Origin of the sequence: Allocoleopsis sp. (assembly GCF_036703385.1) — a bacterium.
Lineage (GTDB): Bacteria > Cyanobacteriota > Cyanobacteriia > Cyanobacteriales > Coleofasciculaceae > Allocoleopsis.
This window is the reverse complement of the sequence record NZ_DATNPA010000519.1, coordinates 1-2944: the sequence shown is the minus strand read 5'-3', so window position 1 is coordinate 2944 and position 2944 is coordinate 1. Positions and strand designations below refer to the sequence as shown.

Annotated in this window: 3 protein-coding genes; all 3 read left to right on the top strand. The window is 48.1% G+C overall.

Annotation, left to right across the window (positions count from 1 at the left end; all coding sequences use genetic code 11):
* Positions 1 to 432 precede the first annotated feature (432 nt).
* A complete protein-coding gene (locus tag V6C93_RS25225; protein ID WP_333479423.1) occupies positions 433 to 930 on the top strand; it encodes an HNH endonuclease in 498 nt (165 codons plus the stop codon).
* Positions 931 to 1142: 212 nt separating this feature from the next.
* Entirely contained in the window at positions 1143 to 2426 is a 1284-nt protein-coding gene (locus V6C93_RS25220; RefSeq protein ID WP_333479422.1) for a bifunctional oligoribonuclease/PAP phosphatase NrnA, read from the top strand.
* 129 nt (positions 2427 to 2555) lie between these two features.
* The coding region (sixA, locus tag V6C93_RS25215) for a phosphohistidine phosphatase SixA (RefSeq protein WP_333479421.1) at positions 2556 to 2944 on the top strand (389 nt) is incomplete at its 3' end.

Genomic DNA, 2944 nt, shown 5'->3' with positions numbered 1-2944 from the left:
CGCTAGGCAGCGCCAGTTGCGCCAAGGGGTGACACAGATACAGTTAACTGTGTGAAGTACCGCCGCCTGAGATTGGCTTGCCCTGCACCAGCGCTGATTTCAGATCGATTTCCACCAAATGCCGAAGAGTGTCTCCGATGGGTTGAGTAGGGTTGGGGGGAGACCCCCAATCTCGGTTTTTCCACGACTGGTCTGATGGAACCTGGTAAAAATTGCAATACTTGTAGTGAAAATTACAATCATTCTTCCTAATAGATTTTTAACTCTATATATAGGAGGTTATGAATTAAAGATGCGCTATATATAGAGTCATTCAACTATTAGCCAACCCAAGAGTGAATTAATACTCTCCGTAGAAAACAGGATTCTATAACCGAGCCTGAGTTAGCTGTGTTACTATCTGGGAAAACATTCTCTTAATTTCGATCACCGATGAGCAAGGTTCTGGTGTTGAACGCCTCCTACGAACCGCTCAACATCACTAACTGGCGAAGGGCGGTCATCTTGTTGATCAAAGGGAAAGCGGAGCAGGTTGAACATAATGGCAAATACGTTTACTCAGAATTCCCTCTCCCGACAGTTATCCGACTACGCCATTACGTGCGAGTTCCTTATAAAGAAATTCCCCTGACCCGACGAAATATCCTCCACCGTGATAGTCATTCTTGTCAATACTGTGGTTACACGGGGGAAGAACTCACTCTAGATCATGTTATTCCTCGTTCTAGACATGGAGGTGATACCTGGGAAAACATTGTGACAGCCTGCGTGCGTTGTAATGTAAAAAAAGGAAATCGCACTCCTAAAGAAGCGAATATGGTATTGCGAAATCAACCCCGTAGACCTTACAGTAGTCTTCACTTTGAAGTTGCTAAACATGTAAAGGGTGGGCTGCATCAAGAGTGGCGAAAGTATGTAATTGGTATTTAACGCGTCTACCGTTGAGAAGAGTTGCGATTGAGTGCACTCCAAGACTGCTGGTGACAAAAGTCGGAAAACTCGACCGGCAGGTAGGGTATGCCTTAGTAGGGGTTTTGCGAGAATAGTGTAGGGTCGATCGCAAATTCAACCGCCAGTTGCTGTAATCTTTGCGATCGATATAGAACTGGCACGATAGCTAAAGACCATTACTACAACCCAACATGCCATCGAACTCGCTCACATCTTCTTTCCCTGACTCCCTCAATGACGAACATATAGCTGCTGCTCCTAGCTCAGAGCTGGTAGGCGTTGACTCTCATAAGATGGAGGCATCCTCGCAAAATACCAGTAATCGTCTCAGCAATTCCCGAGAAAAGCGCTGGGTAGAGTCTTCCACTGAACTGAAAGTTAGCGAACTTAGACAAACTCTAGAGCGCCACCGTTCTGAGCGACAGCTCGTCATTATCCAAGATTTCCCAGATCCAGATGCTCTCGCCAGTGCTTGGGCTTACCAACTGATAGCTCAGCAGTACCATATTCAGTGCGATATCGTTTACGCGGGTACCCTTTCCCATCAAGAAAACATTGCCCTGGTTAAGCTCACCAATCTACCAGCCAAGCGGTGGGGTGTCCAGACGCTAAAAGAGCGGGATTTGTCGGCGTACAAAGGGTGCGTTCTGATTGATAATCAGGGAACAACCAGCCAGTTGATGCCCCTCGTGAAGCAGGCGAATATCCCGATCGCGGTAGTCATTGACCATCACAAAACTCAGGGCGACCTAGACGCTGAGTTCGTCGATCTGCGTCCTCAAGCCCGAGCAACGGCCACAATCTTAACCCAATACCTCCAAGCTGGGTTGCTGAGGTTAGATGGCGGCGTGAGCGAACATGTGAAGTGCGCGACTGCCTTAATGCATGGTTTGCGATCGGATACCAATCGCTTGATGCAGGCTCAGGAAGAAGATTTTCTCGCGGCGGGGTATCTCAGTCGATTTTACGATCCTCAACTCTTGAACGCGGTGCTGCAAACGGCCAGATCGCGGCGAGTGATGGATGTGATTGAGCGAGCCCTGAAAAATCGCTTGGTGCAGAATAATTTCTCGATCGCTGGTGTTGGCTATCTTCGCTACGATGACCGAGATGCTATCCCGCAAGCCGCTGAATTTCTAGTGACCGAAGAAAACGTCCACACGGCCGTAGTTTACGGCATTGTTCATGACGAAGACGAAGAACTAGAAGTCGTAATCGGCTCGTTGAGAACCAACAAACTGACGCTTGACCCTGATGAATTTATCAAAGAAGCCTTCGGGCAAGATAACAACGGACGCTTCTTTGGCGGCGGACGCATGATGGCAGGCGGCTTTGAAATCCCGATTGGATTTTTGGGCAGCTTCAATGATAATGCTGAGTACGCCAAGATGAAGTGGGAAGTGTTTGATATCCAAATTAAGCAAAAGCTTCTACGATTGGTTAATCCCAAAGACAAGGTGATTAACACCGACTAAGCGATTTTGGATTTTGCCGTCTTCGGAGTGCGTCCTGCCGGTGGGTTTTGGATTTTGGATTGAAAATCCTATCAGGCATCTCATTCGACCTGGTTTTAGCCCTATTATCATAAACCAGTAAAATTGTCAATGATAAAACTGTATTTGATTCGCCACGGCATTGCAGCTCCAAAAGAGGACTACGCCAAAGATGAAGCACGTCCCCTGACAGCTCAGGGGATTGAGAAAACAGCTAAAGTAGCCAAACGACTTCGGGAGCGGGGTCTGCATTTTGACCTAATTTTGACGAGTCCTTTGGTACGAGCCAAAGCAACCGCTTCTATCCTTCAAGATGCTGGCCTAGCTTCCCAGGTGGAAGAATTTCCCGCTCTAGCGCCTGACGGAGATATTGATGCCTGGGTTCGTTGGCTAGAGAAACGGCGGCAAACTCATGGGGACGACAAACGCTTGGCGTTGGTTGGCCATCAGCCGGATTTAGGCAACTGGGCGGAAATTTTGGTGTGGGGTGAGGCTCAAGA